Origin of the sequence: Streptomyces bobili (genome assembly GCF_002154575.1) — a bacterium.
Lineage (GTDB): Bacteria > Actinomycetota > Actinomycetes > Streptomycetales > Streptomycetaceae > Streptomyces > Streptomyces bobili.
This window is the reverse complement of the sequence record NZ_MUBA01000295.1, coordinates 1-23,452: the sequence shown is the minus strand read 5'-3', so window position 1 is coordinate 23,452 and position 23,452 is coordinate 1. Positions and strand designations below refer to the sequence as shown.

Here is a 23,452-nt window from a genome sequence, read left to right as displayed (position 1 = left end):
TGGTCCCGCCCTGCATGATGGCTGATCGGCGCCCCTCGCGCGGCGCCGGTCAGCCACCGCCGATGCGAAAGACATGGACGTGCCCAGCAAGAAGGCCCTCATCCGCCGCCCCAGCCCGCGCCTCGCCGAAGGCCTGGTGACGCATGTCGAGCGCGCGGCGGTCGACGTGGACCTCGCCCTGGAGCAGTGGGAGGCCTACGGCGAGGCCCTGCGGGCCAACGGCTGGGAGACCGTCGAGATCGACCCCGCCGACGACTGCCCGGACTCCGTGTTCGTCGAGGACACGGTCGTGATGTACCGCAACGTCGCCCTCATCGCCCGGTCCGGCGCCGAGTCCCGGCGGGCGGAGACGGCCGGGGTCGAGGAGGCCGTCGCCCGGCTGGGCTGCTCGGTCAACTGGATCTGGGAGCCGGGCACGCTGGACGGCGGCGACGTCCTCAAGGACGGCGACACCGTCTACGTCGGCCGGGGCGGCCGTACGAACGCGGCCGGGGTCCAGCAGGTCCGGGAGGCCTTCGAGCCGCTCGGGGCGCGGGTCGTGGCCGTCCCCGTGAGCAAGGTGCTGCATCTGAAGTCGGCGGTCACCGCGCTGCCCGACGGCACCGTGATCGGCCACATCCCCATGGTGGACCGGCCCGCGCTGTTCCCACGGTTCCTGTCGGTGCCCGAGGAGGCCGGCGGCCATGTGGTGCTGCTCGGCGGTCCCAGACTGCTCATCTCGGCGAGCGCGCCCAAGACCACGGATCTGCTCGCCGACCTCGGGTACGAGCCCGTCGTGGTCGACATCAGCGAGTTCGAGAAGCTGGAGGGATGTGTGACATGCCTCTCGGTGCGCCTGCGGGGTCTGTACGCCTGACCGGGTGATCGTGTCACCGGTTCGGCCCCGCGACCTGCGTGTCCCGGAGCCCTTCGGGGTACCCGCAAAGCTCGTCGGGCGCCTGGTCGGACAGGCGCTGATCAGCAGTCTTTACAGCGAACTTAACCTACGGCTACGTAACCTACGGGTTCGTAGCCTACGATCCCGTAAGTTCCGGCGCCGCCCGCCGGACGTAGTCCGCATTTGATCACGTCCCCTGGAGTACCCGTGACGACCACCTCCCCGCACCTCGGCAGCCCCTCCGCCGTCTGGACCGACGCCCGGCTGCTGTACGCGCTGGAGGAAGTCGTCGAGACCGAGCTGAACCGGCACCTGAAGGTCACCAAGGACTGGATGCCGCACGAGTACGTTCCGTGGAGCGACGCCCGCAACTTCCCCGGCTTCTTCGAGGACGGCGAGGCCTGGGAGAAGGGCCAGTCCAAGGTCACCGAGATCGGCCGGATCGCCCTGGTCGTGAACCTGCTCACCGAGGACAACCTCCCCAGCTACCACCACGAGATCGCCTCCCTCTTCGGCCGGGACGGCGCCTGGGGCACCTGGGTGCACCGCTGGACGGCCGAGGAGGGCCGGCACGGCATCGTGATGCGCGACTACCTGCTCGCCTCGCGCGCGGTCGACCCGGACCAGCTGGAGCAGTTCCGGATGGTCCACATGAGCGAGGGCTTCGAGTCGGACAACCGCCACTCGATGCTCCACTCGGTGGCCTACGTCGCCTTCCAGGAGCTGGCCACCCGCGTCTCGCACCGCAACACCGGCCACCAGTCGGGCGACCCGGTCTGCGACCGCATGCTGGCCCGCATCGCGACCGACGAGAACCTGCACATGGTCTTCTACCGGAACCTGCTCAAGGCCGCCTTCGAGCTCGCGCCCGACCTGACGATGCAGGCGGTACGCGACGTGGTCGTGAACTTCCGCATGCCCGGCCACGGCATGCCCGGATTCGAGCGGGCCGCCGCCCAGATGGCGATCGGCGAGATCTACAACATGCGCATCCACCACGACGACGTCATCCAGCCCGTCCTGCGCTACCTGAAGGTCCTGGACATCGAGGGTCTCGACCCGGAGGGCCTCAAGGCGCAGGAGGAGCTCGGCCTGTACATGGGCGGCCTGGACGCGGAGGCCTCGAAGTTCGACGAGAAGCTGGCGGCCCGCAAGGCCCGCATGGCGGCCCGCGCCGCGGGCTGACCCGCCGGCCACCACGCCGCCACCACGCCGCAGACGCACGGCCCGCACGGGGAAGCGAACTCCCGGTGCGGGCCGTTCGCGTCCTGGATCCACGGGTCCCGGGCGGTGCGTGGCATCAGTTCGTGCGGCGCAGGTGGAGGCGTTCCTTCTCGGACAGGCCGCCCCAGACGCCGAAACGTTCGTCGTGGGCGAGGGCGTAGTCGAGGCACGCGGTCCGCATCTCACACATGCCGCAGATGCGCTTGGCCTCCCGTACCGAGCTGCCGGGCTCCGGGAAGAAGAAGTCCGCCCCGGTCTGGGCGCACAGGGCCTCCCGCTGCCAGGCGAGGTCGGGTGTGGGAATCGTGTCGGTGGGCATGGCCAGAATCGTGACGTGCGGCGAAAAACGTTCCCTCAACGCCGGATATACGGCGCCCGGCAGGGCCCCCGCCGCACTGATGGTGCCCCCGGAACGGAGCGTCGCGCACGGCGGCGCGCCGGGCCCGTCCGCCGCGCTCCGGCAGCGATCGCCGGTGGGCGGTGCCAGACTCGGCAGTGCAGTGAACGGGACTCAGAACGGGACTTTCCGAGGAGGAGGGCGAAGATGCTCACCACCCGTTTCGTCAACGGCGCTCCGAACTGGCTCGACATCGGCACGACCGACATCGACCGCGCCGCCGCCTTCTACGGCGCCCTCTTCGGCTGGCGGTTCGTGTCCGCGGGACCCGACGCCGGCGGCTACGGCTTCTTCCAGCTGGACGGGAGGACGGCGGCGGGTGGTATGGGTTCCGCTCCCGAGCAGGGCCCCGCGTCGTGGACGGTCTACTTCCGTACGACGGACGCCGACGCCACCTGCGAGGCGGCCGAGCAGGCGCACGGCAGGGTGCTGTTCCCGCCGATGGACGTCATGGGCCAGGGCACGATGGCGATCATCGTCGACCCGGCCGGGGTGCCGTTCGGCGTCTGGCAGCCGGGCCGGCTGGCGGGCCTCGACGTGGCGGGCGAGCCGGGCTCGCTGTGCTGGGTCGAGCTGTACACCCCGGACATCGCCGCGGCGGCGGCCTTCTACCGCTCCACGCTCGGACTGGAGACCTCGGGCGTCCCCTTCCCCGGCGGTACGTACACCTGCGTGAACCCCGCCGGGGCCGGCGAGGAGTCGATGTTCGGCGGGGTCGTCCCGTTGGCCGACGACCCCACGGAGGCGCCGCACCCGCCGTACTGGCTGCCGTACGTCGAGGTGGCGGACGTGGACGCGGTCGTGGCGCGGGCCGAGGAGCTGGGCGGCACCGTCCGGCTGGCCGCGACGGACATCGAGGGCGTCGGACGGGTCGCCCGGCTGGCGGATCCGGACGGGTCCCGCTTCGCGGTGATCAGGAGCGAGCCGCGGGGGACGTGAGAGCGGCCCTCGCTATGCGGAGGCCCGGCGTACGAGGGTGGTCGGCAGGACCTCACCGCTCGGCGCGGGGCGTACGGGGTCCGGGGCGGCCCCGCCGGTGTTGCGGCGGTCGAGGCTGCGCAGCAGGAGGCGGGTCATGACGCGGCCCATCTCCTCGATGTCCTGACGGACCGTGGTGAGGGGCGGGTCGCTCTGTTCGGCGACCGGCACCATGTCGTCGAAGCCGACCACGGCGACGTCCTCGGGCACCCGCCGCCCGCGTTCCCGCAGGACGCGCAGGACGCCCGAGGCGGTGAGGTCGTTCGCGGCGAACACGGCGTCGACCTCCGGACAGCGGTCGAGCAGCTCCCGCATGGCCCGCTCGCCGCCGCCGGGGGTGAAGTCGCTCTCCACCACCAGCCGCGGGTCGGCGTCGCCCATCACGTCCCGGTAGCCCTGGAGGCGGTCCGCCGCGGACGTCTGGTCGAGCGGCCCGGTGATGTGCGCGACGCGGGTACGGCCGAGGCCGACGAGATGGCGTACGGCCGCACGGGCGCCGCCGCGGTTGTCGCTGTCCACGTACACGACGTCGCGGGTGCCGTCGCCCCAGCCGGGCCGGCCGCCGAACACGGTCGGCACCCCGGCGCCCTGGATCAGCTCGGGCAGCGGGTCGTCGACATGGAGGGAGAAGACGAGGGCACCGTCGACATGGCCGCCGGCGAGGTACCGGGCGACTCGGGTGTGGTCGTCGCGGCCCTCGGTGAGGAGCAGCACCAACTGGTTGTCGTGGGCCGTCAACTCCTTGCTTATCCCGCGTAGTTGGAGGGCGAAGAAGGGGTCGGCGAAGACGCGGGTCTCCGGTTCGGCGATGACGACGGCGACGGCGTCGTGCCGCTTGGTGACCAGGCTGCGCGCGGCCTGGTTGGGGACGTAGCCGAGCTCTTCCACGGCCTGCCGGACCCGCTCGACGAGGGGCTCACGGACCCCGTCGCCACCGTTGACGACCCGTGAGACGGTCGCCCGCGACACCCCGGCCCGTGCGGCCACCGCCTCCAGCGTGGGACGTGGCACTGTGTCGCTCACTTCGGGGCTCCTCCTCCGTGCGGTGCGGCTCAGGATAGCCGCGCGGGAGGGGAGGCGAGAGCGCTCCCGCCAGGCGGGCGGGGCGTGCGCGTGCCGCCGCCGTGCCGTGCGCGGGGCGCGCCGGGCGGGTGAGCGGGCCCGGCACTCCTCAGCGTTCGTGGGGGTGGTGCGGCTCGTACCCGGGGATCGTGCCGTCCGGCTTCCTCACCAGGAACAGGCCCACCATGCCCATGTCGGAGTGGCTCTGCACATGGCAGTGGTACATCCACGCGCCGGCGCCCACGCCCTCCCCCGCGATCACCTGGAAGCCGAAGGAGTCGGCCGGTCCGACGATCTTGTTGTCGATGACCTGGCTGGGGTCTTCGGGGCCGGTGAGCGTGCCGGTGCGGTTGTCGGCCCAGCGATGTCCGTGCAGGTGGAAGGTGTGGTAGTACTCGCCGTGCGTGATCATCACGAACTCGACGCGATCACCCACCGTGGCCTCGAAGTCGGGGCCGCTGTGGGCGGGCCTGTTGTTGATCGTCATGTCGTTGAAGACGATCGTGTGGGTCGCGTCGGGCAGGACGTCGCCCGCGCGGCGGACGATCACCGGGCCGTAGAGGCCCTTGCGGATGCCGCCCGTGCCGTGTTCCGTGCCGACGACATGGTCGTGGTAGTGCCAGTAGCCCGCGCTGCCGGCGCGCCAGGTGCCGTCCGCGCGGCGGCCGGGGGCGTGGGTGCGCCAGGTGTAGGTGCGGGTTCCGCCCGGTTCCACGTCGCTGTGGTTCTGTGCCGTGCCGTCGCTGGAGATCTCGTAGTCGAGGCCGTGCACATGCAGGCTCGCGGCCACGTCCAGGGTGTTCTCGAACTCGATGTGGACGGTGTCTCCCTCGTTCACCTCGATCAGCGGGCCCGGGACCGTCGCCCTGCCCTTCTCGAAGCCGTAGCCGAACCGCCCGTCGGGGAGCTTCTCGGCGTAGAGCCTGAGGTGTCTCACCTGGCCGCCGACGGGGGCCGCGGCGGTGTCGGGGCGGGCGCCGGCGGTCTCGGACGCCACCAGCGATAACGATGTCGCGGCGGCGCCGCCGAGCAGTACCCGCCGGTTGAAGTCACGTCTGTCCATACGGAACTCCCCACGCTGATACGGGACTTGCCCGCGCGTACCTGTGATGAGCCGGTGCGACGGTACCGGGCGTTCCGTCGTTCATCCACACCGAGGACAAAGTTCGTGCCATTGCGGTGATTGGTATTGGCGAGCCCGGCAAAGGGGTCTAGCTTCCTTGGCGCTGCCGCTGTGACCAAGGAGGTGCCCATGCACTTACGAGGGTTGAGCACGAGACGCGCGAAGAGCACGGAGCGTGCGCGAACCGCGAGGGTTGAGGGAACCGCGAGGGGTGCGGGAACCGCGAGACGCGGCGTACGGCGCAGGAGACGGGCCAGGGTGGCCGCGGTGGCCGCCGTGACCGTGACCGCCGGGCTGCTGTCGGGGCCCGCCGTGCAGGCGCGTCCGGCGCCGGAACCGCCCCTGACAACGATATCCGTGACGTCGCCTCCGGGCGGTCCGGGTGTGAACGTCCTCGTCTTCCACGGCTCCGCCGCCGCCGGGGAGGAGTCACCGGTCGTCGACGCCGGGATCGAGGCGATCGAGGACATCGGCCTGACCGGCGCGACGGACCAGCGCTTCGCGGTCGAGGCCACGGACGACGCCTCGGTCTTCACCGACGGGCCGCGCCTGAGCCGCTTCCACGCGATCGTCTTCCTGACCGGGGGCGGAGACGTCCTCGATCCCGAGCAGGAGGCGGGCCTGGAGGCCTACATGGAGGCGGGCGGCGGTTTCGTCGGCCTGCACGACGCGGCGCGCGCGGAACCGTATTCGGACTGGTTCACCGGTCTGATCGGCGCCCGGCCCGCGGCGAACGGGCCGACGGCCGTGCAGCGGGCCACCGTCGAGGTGGGCGACCGCCGGCATCCGGCCGGAAAGGACCTCCCCGTCGAGTGGAAACGGCCCGACCGGTGGCCGAACTGGACGCGCAACCCCACCGGGACCGTGCACACCGTCGCCCGGGTGCGGGAGTCGACGTATCAGCCGGGTACGAGCGCCAACGGCGCCGATCATCCCATCAGTTGGTGCCGGGACTACGACGGCGGCCGGTCCTTCTACACGGGGATGGGCGGCACGGTGTCCGCGTACGACGAGACGGACTTCCGTGCGCATCTGCGGGGCGCGCTGCTGTGGACGACGCGGCTGGCGCAGGCCGACTGCAAGGCGACCATCACGGCCCACTACAAGGCCGAGCGGCTGACACAGCCCAACCGGCCCGGCCTGAACGATCAGATCGGCGAGCCGCACGGGCTGGTCACGGCGCCCGACGGCCGGGTGCTGTACATCGGCCGCGGCGGTGCCGACTCCTCGCAGCCGGTGATCACCGACTGGAACAACCCGGACATCGGCAAGGGCAAGGGCGAGATCCACGTCTACGACCCGGTGACCAAGAAGGTCACTCTGGCAGGCGCGTTGACCGTTTTCGGGAACAAGGGCGGCGGTGACGAGCTGGTCAAGGTCGAGGAGGGCCTGCTCGGCATCGAGCTGGACCCGCGTTTCGCGCAGAACGGCTGGGTGTACCTGCACTACACGCCCCACTCGGGGGTCGACCGCGACAAGCGCATGGCCGAGCGGCGTGTTTCCCGGTTCGCGCTCGACCCGGCCACGAACAGGCTGGACCTGGGCAGCGAGAAGGTGCTGCTGAAGTGGCCGGTGCAGGTGCACAGTTGCTGCCATGCGGGCGGTGGGATGGCCTGGGACTCGCGGGGCAACCTGTACATCGCGACCGGTGACAACAACTCGAGCGGTTTCAGCGACGGTTACTCCGGAAACAACCCGCAACCGAACTACAAGGGTGTTTCCTTCGCCGACGCGCGCCGCACCGCCGGCAACACCAACAACCTCAACGGCAAGATCCTGCGCATCCACCCGGAGCCCGACGGGACGTACACGCTGCCCGAGGGCAATCTCTTCACCGGCCGGGAGAGCGCCGAGGGCGGCGGGAAGACACGGGGCGAGATCTATGTGATGGGGGTCAGGAACCCGGCCCGCATCTCGGTCGACCGGCAGACCGACGTGCTGTACGCGGGCTGGGTCGGTCCGGACGCGAGCGTCCCCTCCACGACCTGGGGTCCGGCGAAGTACGACACGTTCGCCGTCATCACCGAGGCCTCCAACCGGGGCTGGCCGTACTGCATGGGCAACAAGCAGCCCTACCGCGACCGCAATCTGCCGGACCCGGCGAAGCCGCTCGGCTGGTACGACTGCGACCGTCCGAAGAACGAGTCGCCGAACAACGACGGCCTGGTGAACCTGCCGCCGGTCACCGGCAACAACATCTGGTACTCGCCGCAGGGCGGCGCCCCGGACTATCCGCGGGACGCGAGCGGAGTCCCGTCCTACAAGCAGGACGAGGCCCGCTATCTGCTGCCGTGGCTGAAGGGAGGCGGCCAGGCCGCGATGAACGGGCCGCTCTACCGCTACGACGCCGCGAGCGCGAGCACGGCCAAGTGGCCCGCGTACTGGGACGGCAAGTGGTTCGTCGGCGACTTCTACGACGCCGACCAGCCGCGCAACGCGGTCCTGATGAACCCGGCGACGCAAGGTGCCGGGAGCCTGCCCGTGCACTCCGAGTCGCTGAAGAAGATCGTGCCGGTCGGAACCGACGGGATCCGCAACCTCATGGACTGGAGGTTCGGTCCGGACGGCGCCCTCTACGTCCTCGACTACGGGCGCGGCTTCTTCACCTCCGACGCCAGGTCGGCGCTGTGGCGGGTCACTTACACCGGCGGCGGGCCGACCCCGGCCGTCGGACAGCTCGCGAGGGGGACGCGGTGACACATCGGCGAAGGCTCTGGACGGCCCTGCTGGCCGCCGTCCTGATGGTGCTCGGGCTGCAGGCCGGGCCCGGTGCGGCCAGGCCCGGGCAACAACCGGTTCGCGCTGTTCTTCCCGCCGCGGCCGCACAGGTGCTGACCTGGACGGCCGGTGACGACATCACCCGGTACACGACGGCGCCGACGACCGCGGTGGCGGGCCCGGCGACGATCGTCTTCGAGAACAGCGCGGCGACCGGCAACACCACGGGGATGCCGCACACGTTGACGTTCGTGACGAGCGATCCCGAGTTCAACGGCGATGTCGAGCTGAACATCCTCGCCAACCCGAACGACGACATGGGCGGCCGTCACACCGCCGAGGTCACGCTCTCCCCCGGCCGCTACTTCTACCACTGCACGATCCCCGGCCACGGGCAGATGCAGGGCATCCTCGTGGTGTCCGAGGGCAGCGGGGAGGACACCACCGCGCCGCAGACGTCGGCACGGGTCAGCGGGGTGCAGAACGCGCAGGGCGAGTATGTGGGATCCGCGAGCGTGGCGGTCGCGGCGACCGACGAGACCGGCGGGTCGGGGGTCGACAGGATCCAGTACGCCGTCGACGCGACAGGCGACTGGGTACCGTATACAGCGCCCGTGGTCGTGGACCGGGCCGGCGGTCACACGATCCGCTACCGCGCCTTCGACAAGGCCGGCAACGTCTCCGCCGAGAAGACCGTGGCGTTCACCGTCGTGCCGCCGGCCTCGGACGACACCACCCCGCCGGAGACCTCGGCGACGGTGAGCGGTGAGCTGAACGCCGACGGGACGTACGTCGACATGGCGACCGTCACCGTCACGGCCTCCGATACGGGGTCGGGCGTCGACCGTATACAGTATGCGGTCGGCGGGGCGACGGACGACTGGATCTCGTACACCGCCCCCGTCATGGTCCACCAGGTCGGCACCCACACCGTCCGCTACCGGGCCGTCGACAAGGCGGGCAACGCGTCGGCCGTCAAGAGCGTCACCTTCACGGTGGTCGCCGCACCTCCGCGGGACACCACTCCCCCGGTGACCGGCGTGACCGTCGAGGGCACCCGCAACGCGGCGGGCGCCTACATCGGACACGCCCGCGTGACGGTCGGCGCGAGCGACGAGGGCGGCTCGGGGGTCGCGGCCGTCGAGTACTCGCTCGACGGCGGGCCGTACCTGGCGTACACCGCCGCCGTGGTCGTCGACCGGGCCGGCACCCACACCGTGGCGTACCGGGCGACCGACAGGGCGGGCAACACCTCGGCGGCACGCGACGTGAGTTTCACGGTGGCGGCCGGCGGCGGCGTGCCCGCGCCCGCCTGCCCGGAGTGGGACGAGCGGTTGACGGTGTTCGTCGGCACGGTCGGCACCGGGGTCCCGAACCGGGTGACCGACAACCGGTGCCGGATCAACGAGTTGATCGAGGACGAACGGGAGTGGACGTCCCACGCCCTGTTCCTCAAGCATGTGAGGACGGTCCTGGACGCGCTGTTCAGGAACGGGGTCGTCGACGAGCGCGAGTACGACACGGTCCTCGGGGCGGCCGGCACCTCCGGGATCGGCGAGCCCGGACAGACCGAGGGCTACCGCACGATCATGGACGGCAGCGCCGCGTCCCTCGCCCGGTGGGAACAGGTCGGCGGCGGCTCCTTCGCCCCGAACGGCGACGGCTCGATCACCTCGGGCACGACGAGGGCCGGCCTCGGCATGCTGTGGTACCCGCAGCGCAAGTACGCCGACTTCTCGCTGCGTCTGCAGTGGCGGGACGACGCGCCGGGCACCGGCAACGCCAACTCCGGTCTCTTCGTGCGCTTCCCGTGGGTCCACGGCGATGCCGGGGAACCGCGGCCGGAGTGGGCGGCCATCAAGTACGGGCACGAGGTGCAGGTGCTCGACCGGCCCGACGGCGACCTGTACAAGACCGGCTCGGTGTACGGCTTCGACCGGGTGGGCCTCGCCGGGGCGGGCGTGACGCAGAAGGGCACCTGGAACGACTACGAGATCCGGGTGGTCGGCCAGCACTACTCGGTGCTGCGCAACGGCGTGCTGATCAACGAGTTCGACAACACCGGCGGCCAGGAGTTCTCCCCGCCGCGCGCGGACGATCCGGGCACGGACGGGAGGCGGTTCGCCTCCGGCTATGTGGGCCTCCAGGTGCACGGCACGACCGACGTGGTGTCGTACCGGGACATCCGGATCATGGAGTTGTAGGCGCCGACGAGCGGTGACGCTCAGGGAGTTGTGGGGGCCGGCCCGTCCTTGCGGGCCCGGCTCGGCTGTACCCGCCTGGGTTCGCCCGGCATCTTCGGATACTCGGGCGGGTACGGCAGATCACCGAGCCCGTGGTCGTGTTCGTCGCGGCGGGCCAGCTCCAGGAGCGCTTCGAGGGAGAAGGCGTGTTCGTCCATGTCGGCGTGGACGTCGCCGAGTTCGGCGTAGCGGGCCGGCATGGTCGCGATGTCGAAGTCGACGGGGTGGGCCACGCCGACCTCCTCCCAGCGCAGGGGCGCCGACACGGGGGCGTGCGGGCGGGGGCGTACGGAGTAGGCGGAGGCGATGGTGCGGTCGCGGGCGGTCTGGTTGTAGTCGACGAAGATGCGTTCGCCCCGCTCCTCCTTCCACCACTTGGTGGTGACCCGGTCCGGCATGCGGCGTTCCAGTTCGCGGCCGGCGGCGATGGCGGCGCGGCGGACCTGCGTGAAGGTCCAGCTCGGTGCGATCGGCACGAACACGTGCAAGCCACGCCCGCCGGAGGTCTTGGGCCAGCCGCGCAGACCGCCGAACTCCTCGAGTACGGCGCGCAGTTCGTGGGCGGCGTGGACGGCGTCGTCGTAGTCGGTACCGGGCTGCGGGTCGAGGTCGATGCGGAGTTCGTCGGGTCGGTCGACGTCACTGCGACGCACGGGCCAGGGATGGAAGGTGAGCGTGCCGTACTGGGCGGCCCACAGCACGGCGGCCTGTTCGGTGGGGCACATCTCGTCGGCGCTGCGGCCGCTCGGGAAGGTGATGTGGGCGCGCGGGATCCAGTCGGGCATGTTCTTCGGGGCCCGTTTCTGGAAGAAGGACTCGCCGGTCACACCGTCCGGGTAGCGCTCCAGTGTGGTGGGGCGGTCGCGCAGGGCGCGCAGGATCCCGGGGGCGACGGCCTGGTAGTAGCGGGCGAGGTCCAGCTTGGTGAAGCCGCGCTCCGGAAAGAAGATCTTGTCGGGGCTGGACAGCCGTACGGTCCGGCCGGCCACCTCGAGTTCCACCGCATCGCCCATGCGAGCCACGGTAGGCGTACCTCGCACAGCACGCATACCGGGCGGCTTCGCTGGTTTCCGAGCAGAATCGGACCCATGGATCTGCCCGTCATGCCGCCCGTGAAGCCCATGCTCGCCAAGTCGGTGTCGACGATTCCGCCGGGGATGCAGTACGAGGCGAAGTGGGACGGCTTCCGGGCGATCGTGTTCCGCGACGGCGCCGAGGTCGAGCTGGGAAGCCGTACCGGCAAGCCGCTGACCAGGTACTTTCCCGAGCTGGTGGCCGCCCTTCGGGAGCGGGTGCCCGAGCGGTGCGTGCTGGACGGGGAGATCGTCATCGCGCGTGAGGGGCGGCTGGACTTCGACGCGCTGACCGAGCGGATCCACCCGGCGGACTCGCGGGTGCGCATGCTCGCCGAGCGGACGCCGTCCTCCTTCGTGGCCTTCGACCTGCTGGCGCTGGACGACGAGTCGGTGCTGGACGTCCCCCAGACCGACCGCCGGGCACTGCTGGAGCGGGCGCTGGACGGGGTGACGCCGCCGGTGCACCTGGCACCGTCGACGACGGACATCGAGGTGGCGCGGCGGTGGTTCGAGGAGTTCGAGGGCGCGGGCCTGGACGGGCTGATCGCCAAGCCGCTGACGCTGGCGTACCGCCCGGACGAGCGGGCCATGTTCAAGATCAAGCATGAACGGACCGCGGACGTGGTGGTGGCCGGATACCGGTTCCACAAGAGCGGGCCGGTGGTGGGTTCGCTGCTGCTGGGCCTGTACGACGACCGGGGTGCCCTCCAGCACGTCGGTGTGTCGGCCGCCTTCGCCATGAAGCGCCGCGCCGAGCTGGTCGAGGAGCTGGAACCGCTGCGCATGGACGATGTCGCGGGGCACCCCTGGGCGGCGTGGGCCCAGGAGGCGGCCCACGAGAGTGCCCGGCTGCCCGGCGCGCCGAGCCGCTGGTCGGGCAAGAAGGACCTGTCCTGGGTGCCGCTCAGGCCGGAGCGGGTGGCCGAGGTGGCGTACGACCACATGGAGAACGGGGCGCGCTTTCGGCACACGGCCCGGTTCCGCCGCTGGCGCCCGGACCGCACCCCGGAGAGCTGCACGTACGCGCAGCTGGAGGAGCCGGTGCGCTACGACCTCGCGGAGATCCTCGGGGCGCCGCCCCGGACGGCGCCCTCCTGAGACCGGCGCCCGTCGCCGGGGTCGCGGCGTCGGGCAGCCGCCCTACGGCGTCATGAGGATCTTCACCGCGCCGTCCCGCTTCTGCTGGAACATCTCGTACGCCTTCGGCGCCTCGGACAGCGGTATGCGGTGGGTGGCGAAGTCGTCGACGCCGAGCGGGTCCTCGTCGGTGAGGTAGGGGAGGATGTCGTCGCTCCAGCGGCGCACATTGGCCTGGCCCATCCGGATCTGGAGCTGCTTGTCGAACATGGTGAGCATGGGCAGCGGGTCGGCCGTGCCGCCGTAGACGCCGACGAGGGACAGGGTGCCGCCGCGGCGCACCAGTTCGATGGCGGTGTGCAGGGCGGCGAGCCGGTCGACGCTGAAGCGTTCGGCGAGCGGGCCGCTGACCTTGCGGGGCAGCAGGGCGGACGCGTTCTGGATCATCCGGGCCGCCGCGCTGCCGTGCGCCTCGGTGCCGACGGCGTCGATCACGGCGTCCGGGCCGCGCCCGTCGGTCTCGTCGCGGATCGCGTCGACCAGTTCCTTCTCGCTGTCGAAGTTGCGCAGGTCGTACGTCTCGACGCCCCGCGCGTGGGCCCGGCGCAGCCGGTCGCCGACCAGGTCCACCCCGAACACCCTCCCGGCGCCGCGCACCTGGGCGACGCGGCAGGCCATGTCGCCGATGGGACCGAGGCCGAGCACAGCGACGCTGCCGCCCTCGGGGATGCCGGCGTAGGCGACGGCCTGCCAGGCGGTGGGCAGGACGTCGGAGAGGTAGACGAAGCGGTCGTCGGGCGGGCCCTCGGGCACCTTGATGGGTCCGTACTGAGCCTGCGGAACGCGCAGGTACTCGGCCTGGCCGCCGGGCACCGCGCCGTAGAGGCGGGTGTAGCCGAACAGGGCGGCGCCCATGCCCTCGGCGGTGACCTGGGTGGTCTCGCACTGGGTGGGCAGGGAGTTGAGGCACATCCAGCAGTCGCCGCAGGCGATCTGGAAGGGCACGACGACCCGGTCGCCGACACTGAGGTCGACAACCCCGGCGCCGACCTCCTCGACGATGCCCATGGGTTCGTGGCCGAGGATGTCGCCGGGGGTCATGAACGGGGTGAGCACCTCGTAGAGGTGCAAATCGGAGCCGCACAGTCCGGTGGACGTGACGCGGATGACGGCATCCGTCGGTTCCTGGATCGTCGGGTCGGGCACGGACTCCACCCGTACGTCCCGCTTCCCCTGCCAGGTCACTGCCTTCATCGTGCCGCGCTCCCTCCACCGAGTTCGGGGGCCCGCCGTACCGGTCCGGGTCCCGGGGTGCGGGGCCCGGGTACCCGAGGCCCCGGCTCCGAACCGCACGGCGCGGCACCCCGGCACCACCACACCCCCCACGTGGGCCGATCGGCCCACTCGACGCGAACAATCCGGATCGATCGGGTATGGCCACCAACGAACCGATAAGCGCACAATCAGGGCACGGAACGGGGTGGCGATGGTGGACATGGCAACGGTGGACGGCGCGACGCGCCGGAGACCCGGCAGGCGGTTCCGGGCCTCACGCCGGCGGGGCCCCGCCCGTCGAGGCGTACACCCCGGCCGCGGGACGGCCACGGCGTCCGCGCTCGCCGCCGCTCTCGCGCTCACGCTGGCCGCGGGCTGCACGAACGGCCCCGCCCCCGCCGACGACGGCCGCGGCACCGACCGGCCGGCGAGCCGCACCGACACGGGCACCGCCGCCGCCGTCGGGCAGGTCCTCGCCGTGAAGATCGACAACGTCCGCGCGGCACGCCCGCAGACCGGCCTGGACGCCGCGGACATCGTCTACGTCGAACAGGTCGAGGGCGGTCTGAGCCGGCTGATGGCGGTGTACGCGACGCGGCTGCCGAAGACGGTCGGGCCGGTGCGCAGCGCGCGAGAGTCCGACCTGGAGCTGCTGCGCCAGTTCGACCGGCCGGCGCTGGCGTTCTCCGGCGCGCAGGGCAAGCTGCTGCCCCTGATCGACAAGGAGCCCTTGGAGGCCGTCACCCCGCAGGACGCGGAGGACGCCTACTACCGGGGCACCGAGAAGGCCTCCCCGCACAACCTCTATCTGCGCCCCCACCGCGTGCTGCCGTCCGCGCCGGGCGAGGCCGCACTGACCACCGGCTTCCGTCACGGCCCCGCGCCCGACGGCGGCACACCCACGCGCTCGCGCACCGTGCGCTACCCCTCGGCCCGGTTCACGTTCACCTGGTCGCCGGAGCGTCGGGGGTGGGAGATCACGACGGACGGGGCGCCCACGGTGACCGCCGACGGGCGCCGGCTCGCTCCGCCGACGGTGGTCGTGCAGTACGTCGACGTGCGCAGGTCCGGCTACCACGACCTGCTCGGCAACCCCACGCCGTACACGGAGACCGTCGGCTCGGGGACGGCCGAGGTGCTGCGCGACGGGCGCTCCCACGACGTGCGGTGGCTGCGTCCGACGGCGACGGACGGCACGCGCTTCACCACGCGCGACGGCACGCCGGTCGCCTTCGCCGAGGGCCGGGTGTGGGTGGTCTTCGCGCAGCGGCCCTAACGTCAGGAAACCGCGTTCGCCCGCTGTCCGGGATGCCCTACGTGCTCGCGCCCCGGCCGGCCAGCGGCTCCGCCGGGTTGCGCAGGCCTTCCGCCGCGTCCGCCACCCGGCGGATCAGGTCGAAGAACAGTGTCTGCTCGTCACCGGAGAGGGGGGCGAGGAAGACCTGGCTCATCCGGGCCGCGCGCACGGCGAGCCTGCGCTGGGTGCGGACGCCGTCGTCCGTCAGGCGCAGCAGGAAGCGGCGGCCGTCCTGCGGGTCGCGGACCTTGTCGAGGAGTTCGCGGCGGATCAGCCGGGCGATCACCTCGGCGACCGTGGAGCGGTCCAGCCCCACCCGCTCCCCGACCGTGCGCTGGTCGAGGCCCGGCTCGGCGACGAGCGTGTTGAGGACGGCGAACTGCGGCGAGGTGATCTCCTCGGAGACCATCGCGTTCCACAACAGGTAGTGCGCCTGCTGGAGCCGCCGGGCCAGGTGTCCGGGATGGGTGTTGAGGTCCACCGCAGCCATGCATGCTCCCGAAGTAGATTCGTACGTGCACTGAACGATACCTGGAGGGGAAGCATCCGTCTTCCCGTCCCTTGGCCCACCCACCGCAGTATTGTCCAGGCACTTGACGCCCCGGTCCGTCGATGGCAGCGTGAAGACCGCCTCACCTAAATAGTCAGTGTGCTGATTAACTGAAGCTGAGGGCGCCTGACCAGAAGGGGCCTCACCCTCATCCCCGCACTCGCGCACTCGCACTCGTCCTCGAACGTCAGTGACCCCGGGACCTCTCATGACTCTCACGCAAGCCGACATCGACCAGGAGATCGCGGCCGAGCACGCCGCGTACGAGAAGCGGCTCGCCGACGGCGGCGCCGTCGAGCATCACCCGCGCCGCGACTACGCGCCCTACCGCTCCTCCACCCTGCGCCACCCTCGGCAGCCGCCGGTCGCAATCGACGTTTCCCAGGACCCGGAGCTGGTGGAGCTGGCCTCGCCGGCCTTCGGCGAGCGGGACATCACCGAGATCGACAACGATCTGACCCGGCATCACCGCGCCGAGCCGATCGGCGAGCGCATCACCGTCTCCGGCCGGCTCCTCGACCGCTCCGGCCGCCCGGTCCGCGGTCAGCTGGTGGAGATCTGGCAGGCCAACTCGGCCGGCCGGTACGCCCATCAGCGCGAGCAGCACGACGCCCCGCTGGACCCGAACTTCACCGGCGTGGGCCGCACGCTCACCGACGACACCGGTTTCTACCGCTTCACCACGGTCCAGCCGGGCCCGTATCCGTGGCGCAACCACGTCAACGCCTGGCGGCCCGCGCACATCCACTTCTCGCTGTTCGGTTCGGCGTTCACCCAGCGCCTGGTGACGCAGATGTACTTCCCGAACGACCCGCTGTTCGCCCACGACCCGATCCTGCAGTCGGTGACGGACGACGCGGCGCGGCAGCGGCTGGTCGCCACCTACGACCACAGCCTGTCCGTGCCCGAGTTCTCGCTCGGCTACCACTGGGACATCGTGCTGGACGGCCGGAACGCCACCTGGATCGAAGAAGGACGCTGACCCGCCATGACGAAGATCGACACCAGCAGCCCGGAGAGCGTGCTGCCCACCCCGTCGCACACGGTCGGCCCCTTCTACGGGTACGCGCTGCCCTTCCCCGGCGGCGGTGACATCGCGCCCGTCGGCCACCCGGACACGATCACCGTCCAGGGCTACGTGTACGACGGTGAGGGCAGGCCGCTGCCGGACGCGTTCGTCGAGCTGTGGGGCCCCGACCCGGACGGCCGGGTGCCCGCCGTCGACGGCTCGATCCGGCGCGACCCGTCTACCGGCGGCTATCTGGGACGCAACGGCGTGGAGTTCACCGGCTGGGGCCGCGTCCAGACGGACGCCAACGGCCACTGGTACGCGCGCACCCTGCGACCCGGTGCGCGTGGCCGCAGCGCCCCCTACCTGAGTGTGTGCGTGTTCGCGCGAGGACTGCTCGTCCATCTGTTCACCCGGACCTACCTGCCCGAGGACACGGCCGCGCACGCCACGGACCCGCTGCTGGCCGGGCTCGATCCGGCGCGCCGGGGCACGCTGATCGCCACGGCCGACGCACAGGGCACCTACCGTTTCGACATCCGCCTTCAGGGCGAGGGCGAGACGGTCTTCCTGGAGTTCCAGTGACAGCTGATCAGTTCGACGCCGGTCTGCTCGCCCCCGGGTGGACCGGGTCACGCGCGGCCACGGCGACGAGCGACGCCGCCTATCTGCGGGCGCTGCTCGACGCCGAGGCCGCGCTGACCCGTGCGCAGGCCGCGCTGGGCCTGGCCCCGGCCGCCGCCGCGACGGCCGTGACGGAAGCCGCCGAAGGCGTTTTCGACGTAGGGTCCCTCGCCGAGCGCGCGAGGAGCGGCGGGAACCCGGTGATCCCGCTGGTCGCCGACCTCACGAAGGCGGTCGGGCCGGAGTTCGGGCCGTACGTCCACCGGGGTGCGACCAGCCAGGACATCTTGGACACGGCGACCATGCTGGTCGCCGTGCGGGCGCTGGAGACGGTGCTCGCCGACCTCGACCGTACGCAGCGGGCGCTGGCGCGGCTGGCCGCCGGGCACCGGGACACGCCGATGCCGGGCCGGACGCTCACCCAGCACGCCGTACCGACGACGTTCGGGCTGAAGGCCGCCGGGTGGCGTTCGCTGGTGCTGGACGCACGGGACCGGGTGTCGGCCGTACGGGACTCGCTGCCCGCCCAACTCGGGGGCGCGGCCGGGACGCTGGCAGCCTTCACGGCATACGGCGCCGAGGACGCGACCGCGCTGCCCGCCGCGTACGCCCGTGAACTGGGCCTGCGCGCACCGCTGTTGCCGTGGCACACCTTGCGCACACCGGTCGCCGACCTGGCCGGATGCCTGGCCTTCACGGCGGGCGCGCTGGGGAAGACGGCGGCCGATGTCCTCACCCTCTCCCGCACCGAGATCGGCGAGGTCACGGAGGCCGGCGGAGGCGGCTCCTCGGCGATGCCGCACAAGGCGAACCCGGTACGGTCCACGCTGATCGGGGCCGCCGCCCAGCGGGCCCCGCAGCTGGCGGCGACGCTGTACGGGTCGCTGGTCGCGCCGGACGAGCGGCCGGCCGGGGCCTGGCACGCCGAGTGGGAGCCGCTGCGGGATCTGCTGCGGCTGGTCGGCGGGGCCGCCCGGGACGCGGCCGAACTGACCGAGGGGCTGCGGGTTCGCGCGGACGTCATGCGCGAGCATCTCGGGCTCACCCACGGGCTGATCGTCTCCGAGCGGCTCTCCGCCGAGCTGTCGGCGGTGCTCGGCCGGGCCCGCGCCAGGGAACTGCTGACCCGGCTCGCGCCCCGCACCTTCACCGAGGGCCGCTCCCTGGGCGAACTACTCGCCGACGAACCGGCGTTGAAGGACGTGCCGCTGGACGACCTCACCGACCCCGCCCGTTACACCGGCTCCGCGGGAGCCCTCACCGACCGTGCGCTGGAGCGACGTTGACCGAGAAGCTGCTCAACCACCGTGCCGAGGGGCCGACTTCCGCTCCCCCACTGCTCCTCGGCCCTTCCCTCGGCACCTCGTACGCCTTGTGGGACGAGGTCGCGCCCGAGCTGTCCATCACGCACCGGGTGATCCGCTGGGACCTGCCGGGACACGGTGGCTCACCGGCCGGCCTGATCGGTCCCGGCGCCACCGTCGCCGACCTGGCCGCCCTGGTGCTGGGGCTCGCCGACTCCCTCGGCCTGGAGCGGTTCGCCTACGCGGGTGTGTCGCTGGGCGGGGCGGTCGGACTGCATCTGGCGCTGCACCACCGCGAGCGGGTCTCGTCGCTGGCGGTGATCTGCTCCTCGGCCCATTTCAACGGGGCCGGGCCGTGGCGGGAGCGGGCCGCGCTGGTGCGGCGCGAGGGGCTGGACTCGCTCGCGGACCACGCGGACTCCCGCTGGTTCAGCGGCGGGTTCACGGTGCCGGAACTGGTCGCCGACCACCGCCGCGCCGACCCCGCCGCCTACGCGGCCTGCTGCGACGCGCTGGCCGCGTTCGACCTGCGCGGACGGCTCGCGGAGATCGCCGTACCCACCCTGCTGGTGGCCGGTCGCGAGGATCCGGCGACGCCGCCTGCGCATCTGCGGGAGATCGCGGACGCGGTGCCGGGCGCCGCGCTCGTGGAGATCCCGGGCGCCTCGCACCTGGCTCCCGCCCAGTGTCCGCGAGCCGTACTGACCGCGTTGCGCGCCCATTTGGGCACGGGCTCCGGGCAGGGCATGCGGGTGCGGCGGGAGGTTCTCGGCGACGCGCACGTGGACCGGGCGCAGGCCCGCCAGACGCCGTTCACCGCCCGCTTCCAGGACTTCATCTCCCGCTACGCCTGGGGCGAGATCTGGACCGACCCGACGCTCAGCCGCCGCGAGCGCAGCATGATCACACTGACCGCGCTGGTCGCCCACGGCCACTACGACGAGCTGGCCATGCACGTCCGGGCGGCCAGGCGCAACGGACTCACCGCGGAGGAGATCGGCGCGGTCCTCCTCCAGACGGCCGTCTACTGCGGCGTCCCGGCAGCGAACTCGGCCTTCGCGACGGCCCAGCGGGTACTGGCGGAGGAGGAGCAGGGGGAAGGGAAGGGGAGCGAGGGCTGACCTCGCGGTTCCCCGGCGCCGGTGTGGCCGTCGGGGGTCCGCTGCTGCTCCGCCCTGCCTTCCCGTCGGCCCCTACCTCCGCTTCTGGCCCGGTACGAGGCCCACCGCCGGGGCGCCCAGGGCGTCGAGTGCTGTCTGGGCCTGGTCGGCCAGGCCGTCCGCGTCGCAGGAGCGGGCCAGGGTCAGGCCCCGGTGGAGTTCGGAGGCCGAGCGGGAGAGGATGCCGAACTCGACGCGGGCGGCGGCGTGTTCGTACTGGCAGGGCGAGGCTTCCAGGTAGGTGACCGCCTGGCCGGCGAGGCGGACCGCGCGCTGGCCGGTCTCCAGGGCGGCGGCGCAGCGCAGGGCCTCGCCGATGGCGGTGTCCGTGCCGAATCGTTCGGCCTGGCGGCGGGCGTCGGAGGCCAGCCGGGCGGCGCGCGCCGGGTCCTGCGTGACGAGGGCCTTGGCCAGGTCGGCGGCCCAGGGCACCATCACCGGGTTGAGGTGACCGCGGACGGCCGCCGCCTTCTCGGCCTCCTCCAGCTCGTTGATGCCGTCCTGGGTGCGGCCGACGGCCAGCAGCAGCCGGCCGCGCACCGACCGCGGGTCGGGCAGCACGATCGTGGACGGGTAGGGCGGGGCGAAGCCGTACTGCTCGGAGATCTCCCAGGCTTCCTCGGTGTGGCCGCGGGCGAGCAGCGTGTCGACGAGGTTGCAGATGGCCGACCAGTACAGGGGCAGGCCGCGGCCGACGCGTTCGGCGATGCGCAGTGACTCCCGCAGGGTCTCCTCGGCCTCCCTCAGCCGGCCCCGGCGGCGCAGGCCGAGTCCGAGGTAGGCGTGGGCCACGGCGAGGTGGCCGCCGCTCCAGCCGGCGGTGGTGTAGGCGCGCAGTGCCTCGTTGAAGAGGGCTTCGGCCCGGTCGAGGCGGTCGGTGTAGGCGTACGAACTGGCCAGCATCATCAGCAGTTCCAGGCCCCATTCGGGGTCGGTCCAGCCGAGACCGGGTGCGAGGCGGCCGTTGACCAGGGCGCGGTCGCAGAGTTCGGCGACGACTTCCGCGTTCTCCCCGTGGGTCATGGCGTCGAAGCCGCGCAGGATGAGAAGCGCCCGCTCGGCGTTGTCCCGGCCGCTGCAGGTGGCGGCGAGCGTGCTGAGTTTCTGGGAACGGCCGGGTGAGGTGGTCTCGCCCGCGTAGATGCCCTCCCACATGAACTGCACGGCCTGGAGCCGCATCCGTGCCGGTCCGGTGGTCTGCCGGGCCGCCTCCGCCTCGACCGTGCGGACGGCCTCCTCCAGCTGGTCGTTGTGGGTGAGGGCCTGGGAGAGGCGGTAGACGGCGTCGACCCGTTTGGCGTTGTCGAGGCCGGGCATGGCGAGCGCGGTCCGCAGGTGCTCGATGGTGCGGGCGGGCGACGTGAGGAGGGTGGCGCAGCCTAGTTCGTAGAGCACGTGCGGGTGCACGTCGGGCGCGGGCGGTTCCCTCAGGGCGCGTTCCAGACAGCGGCGGGCCGCGTCCGGGGCGCCGACGGCGAGGTGTTCGCGGGCGGCCTCGCGCAGCTGCTCGACGAGTTCCTCGTCGTCGTCCGCGTGGACCTGGAGCAGATGCCGGGAGGCTGCCGCGAGGCCCTTGCCCGCGTCGATCACGACCTGGGCGGCGATGCCGTGCATCGCCTTGCGCAGGCCGTCGGGGATGGAGTCGTAGACGGCGGTGGCGATCAGCGGGTGGACGAACTCCAGGCCGTCGTCGGCGGGGGCGGCCACCGCGTCGGGTGCCGTCAGGATGCGGGAGTTGCGCAGGAGTTCGGCGCAGCGCACGGCGACCTCGTGGCGCATGCCGGCGAGCCGCGCCGCCTGGTCGACGGTGATCTCGGCGCCGAGGATGGCGGCGGCCATGGCGAACCGGGTGGCGTCGACGCCCAGTTGTTCCAGGCGGGTGACGAGGCCGCCGCCACGGGCGGAGCGGTTCAGCGGGCGCAGTTCGGTGGCGGAGGACTCGCCGGGTGCCAGCGCCCGGTCCTGGACCTTGGCGAGGAGTTCGACCGTGTCGTAGGGGTTGCCGCCGGTGACGGCCCAGACCTCGCGGCAGAACGGGTCGTCGGAGTGCTCGCCGAGGGTGGCGCGGGTGAGCCCGGCGACCGCTTCCGGGGTCAGGACGCTGAGGCTGGTGACGGACTGACCGGCCGCCTCGGCGACCGTGTCGAGGTACCGGGCGCTGTCGCCCTTGACCTCGGTGGGCCTGCGGGCCACGACGACCAGCACGGACAGCTCGTCGAGGCGTTCCACGAAGGCCGCGAGCCAGCGCAGCGTCTCCTGGTCGGCCCAGTGCGCGTCGTCGACCAGCAGCACCAGCGGCCAGTCGCGCCGGGCCAGCCGGGTCACGGCGGCGACCAGGCCGTCGCACACGCCCTGCGGGTCGGCGGGGATCTCCCCCGGTTCCGCGATGCCGAGGGCGGGGCCGGCGATGTCGTACCAGTCGCCGAGGTATTCGCGGGCCTCCTCCGGGTGCAGGGACAGCAGCGCGGGCTGGAGCAGCTGCCGTACCACGTTGAAGGGGACCGACCTGAGGGTCTCGCCGCCGCGCGCGGACCACACCGTGCAGCCGCGGGCCTCGGCGATGCGCCGGGTCTCGGCCAGCAGGGCCGTCTTGCCGAGCCCCGCGTCGCCGCGCAGCAGATGCACCCGGCCCGACGAGGAGCCGTCGGCGCAGAGCGTGTCCACCACCCGCTCGAGGGCGGCCACTTCCTTGTCGCGCTCCCACAGGGAGGCGGAGGCGGCCGCCGCCGGCCGTACCTTCGTCATCCCGCTACCTCCCCGAGTCGCCCGAACGACGTACGACCTCGAGCGTAGCCGTCCGGCGGTCCGCGCGGAGGGTGGTCCGCCCAGCTGTTGCCCCGGCGGGTGACGGACGGTACCCCGCCAGGGCGCCGCGGGCCTGCGGCTCAGGCCCCGGAACGTCAACGAGAGGGGACTGACGTCGAATTGACGTCGAGGTGACGGCGGTTTCCGGCCGACCGGGCACGGGTGCCGGAAGAACGCCCGGAGAACAACGCCCGGAGAAGAACCCATCCCTCTCATACGACTTTCACCGATGCCTCATACGGTGGGGACATGACGCAGGTGACTCCCCCCGGGTGGTATCCCGATCCCGGACAGACAAGTGACGCCCCGCCCACCGAGCGCTGGTGGGACGGCAAGGCATGGACGGATCAGACCCGCCCCGCGGGCCAGGCCGCCGCGTGGGGTGCGCCGGCCCAGGCACCGACGGTCGGCGCCTTCCCCGCGTACCCCGTCTATCCAGCGGCCCCGCCCGCCGGTTCGCGGCACCGGCTGCGCACGGCGACCGCCGTCGTGGCGGCCGTGGCGGTGCTGGCCGGCATCGGGGTCGGCGTGTACGCGCTGACCAAGGACGAGGGCGGCTCCGACGCGCCCGGCACGGCGCAGCGGCCGGGCGGTCCGGGCGGCTACGGCGGACAGGACCCGTTCGGTGACTCGGGCGGCTCGGGCGGCTCGGG

At 72.2% G+C, this 23,452-nt stretch carries 19 protein-coding genes; 12 read left to right on the top strand and 7 right to left on the bottom strand.

The window, feature by feature from the left end; all coding sequences use genetic code 11:
* The first annotated feature begins 79 nt into the window (after positions 1–79).
* Complete coding sequence (ddaH, locus tag BZL64_RS23445; protein ID WP_086771183.1) at positions 80–856, top strand: dimethylargininase; 777 nt, start codon at positions 80–82, stop codon at positions 854–856.
* A 228-nt stretch (positions 857–1,084) separates the two neighbouring features.
* On the top strand, positions 1,085–2,062 hold the full coding sequence (locus BZL64_RS23440) for an acyl-ACP desaturase (RefSeq protein WP_086771171.1): 978 nt from the start codon (positions 1,085–1,087) through the stop codon (positions 2,060–2,062).
* Positions 2,063–2,177: 115 nt separating this feature from the next.
* On the opposite strand, the gene BZL64_RS23435 is transcribed toward BZL64_RS23440, so the two are convergent.
* Entirely contained in the window at positions 2,178–2,420 is a 243-nt protein-coding gene (locus BZL64_RS23435; protein ID WP_190046567.1) for a WhiB family transcriptional regulator, read from the bottom strand.
* A 225-nt stretch (positions 2,421–2,645) separates the two neighbouring features.
* On the opposite strand from BZL64_RS23435, the gene BZL64_RS23430 reads away from it, so the two are divergent.
* The gene (locus BZL64_RS23430; protein WP_086771169.1) at positions 2,646–3,437 is read left to right on the top strand and encodes a VOC family protein; all 792 of its coding nucleotides are present in this window, start codon (positions 2,646–2,648) and stop codon (positions 3,435–3,437) included.
* 12 nt (positions 3,438–3,449) lie between these two features.
* On the opposite strand, the gene BZL64_RS23425 is transcribed toward BZL64_RS23430, so the two are convergent.
* Together BZL64_RS23425 and BZL64_RS23420 are read right to left on the bottom strand one after the other, a co-directional pair.
* Positions 3,450–4,499: a LacI family DNA-binding transcriptional regulator gene (locus tag BZL64_RS23425; RefSeq protein WP_086771168.1), complete on the bottom strand. Its 1,050-nt coding sequence runs from the start codon at positions 4,497–4,499 to the stop codon at positions 3,450–3,452.
* A 148-nt stretch (positions 4,500–4,647) separates the two neighbouring features.
* The gene (locus BZL64_RS23420) at positions 4,648–5,601 is read right to left on the bottom strand and encodes a multicopper oxidase domain-containing protein (RefSeq protein WP_086771167.1); all 954 of its coding nucleotides are present in this window, start codon (positions 5,599–5,601) and stop codon (positions 4,648–4,650) included.
* 189 nt (positions 5,602–5,790) lie between these two features.
* Here BZL64_RS23420 and BZL64_RS23415 point away from each other — a divergent pair, with 189 nt between their 5' ends.
* A complete protein-coding gene (locus BZL64_RS23415) occupies positions 5,791–8,358 on the top strand; it encodes a ThuA domain-containing protein (protein WP_086771166.1) in 2,568 nt (855 codons plus the stop codon).
* A 44-nt stretch (positions 8,359–8,402) separates the two neighbouring features.
* Positions 8,403–10,583: an OmpL47-type beta-barrel domain-containing protein gene (locus tag BZL64_RS23410; protein WP_086771182.1), complete on the top strand. Its 2,181-nt coding sequence runs from the start codon at positions 8,403–8,405 to the stop codon at positions 10,581–10,583.
* A gap of 20 nt (positions 10,584–10,603) precedes the next feature.
* Here BZL64_RS23410 and ligD read toward each other — a convergent pair whose 3' ends face one another.
* Positions 10,604–11,635, bottom strand: coding sequence for a non-homologous end-joining DNA ligase (ligD, locus tag BZL64_RS23405; protein WP_086771165.1), 1,032 nt, complete (start codon positions 11,633–11,635; stop codon positions 10,604–10,606).
* Between the two features lie 75 nt (positions 11,636–11,710).
* Between ligD and BZL64_RS23400 the strand changes: the two genes are divergently transcribed.
* The gene (locus BZL64_RS23400; protein ID WP_086771164.1) at positions 11,711–12,796 is read left to right on the top strand and encodes an ATP-dependent DNA ligase; all 1,086 of its coding nucleotides are present in this window, start codon (positions 11,711–11,713) and stop codon (positions 12,794–12,796) included.
* A gap of 42 nt (positions 12,797–12,838) precedes the next feature.
* On the opposite strand, the gene BZL64_RS23395 is transcribed toward BZL64_RS23400, so the two are convergent.
* Positions 12,839–14,029 (bottom strand): zinc-dependent alcohol dehydrogenase, encoded by a 1,191-nt coding sequence (locus tag BZL64_RS23395; protein WP_086771163.1) that lies wholly within the window; start codon positions 14,027–14,029, stop codon positions 12,839–12,841.
* Positions 14,030–14,261: 232 nt separating this feature from the next.
* Here BZL64_RS23395 and BZL64_RS23390 point away from each other — a divergent pair, with 232 nt between their 5' ends.
* Positions 14,262–15,326, top strand: coding sequence for a DUF3048 domain-containing protein (locus BZL64_RS23390; protein ID WP_086771162.1), 1,065 nt, complete (start codon positions 14,262–14,264; stop codon positions 15,324–15,326).
* Between the two features lie 37 nt (positions 15,327–15,363).
* Here BZL64_RS23390 and BZL64_RS23385 read toward each other — a convergent pair whose 3' ends face one another.
* Positions 15,364–15,837 (bottom strand): MarR family winged helix-turn-helix transcriptional regulator, encoded by a 474-nt coding sequence (locus BZL64_RS23385; RefSeq protein WP_086771161.1) that lies wholly within the window; start codon positions 15,835–15,837, stop codon positions 15,364–15,366.
* Between the two features lie 268 nt (positions 15,838–16,105).
* Between BZL64_RS23385 and pcaH the strand changes: the two genes are divergently transcribed.
* Genes pcaH through pcaDC form a run of 4 tightly spaced genes read left to right on the top strand, consistent with a single transcriptional unit; the run spans position 16,106 to position 19,955 of the window.
* A complete protein-coding gene (gene pcaH / locus BZL64_RS23380) occupies positions 16,106–16,879 on the top strand; it encodes a protocatechuate 3,4-dioxygenase subunit beta (RefSeq protein WP_086771160.1) in 774 nt (257 codons plus the stop codon).
* A gap of 6 nt (positions 16,880–16,885) precedes the next feature.
* Positions 16,886–17,491: a protocatechuate 3,4-dioxygenase subunit alpha gene (gene pcaG / locus BZL64_RS23375; protein WP_086771159.1), complete on the top strand. Its 606-nt coding sequence runs from the start codon at positions 16,886–16,888 to the stop codon at positions 17,489–17,491.
* Positions 17,488–18,816, top strand: a complete 1,329-nt coding sequence (pcaB, locus tag BZL64_RS23370) for a 3-carboxy-cis,cis-muconate cycloisomerase (protein ID WP_086771158.1) — start codon at positions 17,488–17,490, stop codon at positions 18,814–18,816. Before pcaG ends, pcaB begins: the two co-directional genes overlap by 4 nt.
* Positions 18,813–19,955 carry a bifunctional 3-oxoadipate enol-lactonase/4-carboxymuconolactone decarboxylase PcaDC gene (gene pcaDC, locus BZL64_RS23365; protein ID WP_086771157.1) on the top strand — a complete coding sequence of 381 codons (1,143 nt, stop codon included), beginning with the start codon at positions 18,813–18,815 and terminating at the stop codon, positions 19,953–19,955. Before pcaB ends, pcaDC begins: the two co-directional genes overlap by 4 nt.
* A 72-nt stretch (positions 19,956–20,027) precedes the next feature.
* Here the strand turns inward: pcaDC and BZL64_RS23360 are convergent, their stop codons facing one another.
* The gene (locus BZL64_RS23360; protein ID WP_086771156.1) at positions 20,028–22,739 is read right to left on the bottom strand and encodes an ATP-binding protein; all 2,712 of its coding nucleotides are present in this window, start codon (positions 22,737–22,739) and stop codon (positions 20,028–20,030) included.
* A 309-nt stretch (positions 22,740–23,048) separates the two neighbouring features.
* Between BZL64_RS23360 and BZL64_RS23355 the strand changes: the two genes are divergently transcribed.
* A partial coding sequence (locus BZL64_RS23355; RefSeq protein WP_143663294.1) for a DUF2510 domain-containing protein occupies positions 23,049–23,452 on the top strand: 404 nt, incomplete at its 3' end.